The organism is Stenotrophomonas maltophilia group sp. RNC7, assembly GCF_030910085.1.
GTDB lineage: Bacteria > Pseudomonadota > Gammaproteobacteria > Xanthomonadales > Xanthomonadaceae > Stenotrophomonas > Stenotrophomonas sepilia.
In genome coordinates, this window is the sequence record NZ_JAVFVN010000836.1 from 1 (window position 1) to 596 (window position 596).

At 33.4% G+C, this 596-nt stretch carries 1 protein-coding gene; it reads left to right on the forward strand.

Features of this window, described 5'->3' with window-relative positions; translation table 11 throughout:
• The coding region (locus RCF13_RS20140; RefSeq protein ID WP_308141501.1) for a cache domain-containing protein at window positions 1-596 on the forward strand (596 nt) is incomplete at both ends.

Below are 596 nucleotides of genomic sequence, written 5' to 3' on the forward strand. Positions count from 1 at the left end.
ACAGTGAATATGGCTAATAGTACGAAAGAAATTGTTAAAGGATTGGAAGAAGGAGCCAATGGATATGGATTTAGAGTCGTTGTTCCAGTGTTTTACGAAGGGGTGCATATTGGAAGTGTTGAATACGGTAGTGAATTCGGAAAACAATTTTTACAAGATATCAAGGATAGTTATCCAGGAGAGTATTTCATATATAGTCTAAAAAATATTGGCGATCCAAATCTAGATTCTGGTTCCAATGTAATCGCATCTACCACAGAGGATGTATGGCGTATAGAAGATGAAGAATATATGAAAAGCCTAGAAAAGGGTGAAACGGTATATTTAACAACGCAAGATCAGAATTACAATGTGGTTCTAATTCCGTTTAAAGATTTTAACGGAGAGATTAAAGGGTATTATAAGGTAGTCAATGATAGAATTGAAACGGTAGATAGTATTAATGCCATTAAAAGAAATTCTATATTGATCACCGGAGCGTTGTTATTAATATTAGTTTCTATATTTTATATATTATTAACTAGATTACTAAAACCGATAGGGTTATTAATCGACGCCATAGAGGAAGTCGCAGCAGGAGATTTAACGAAGAAAAT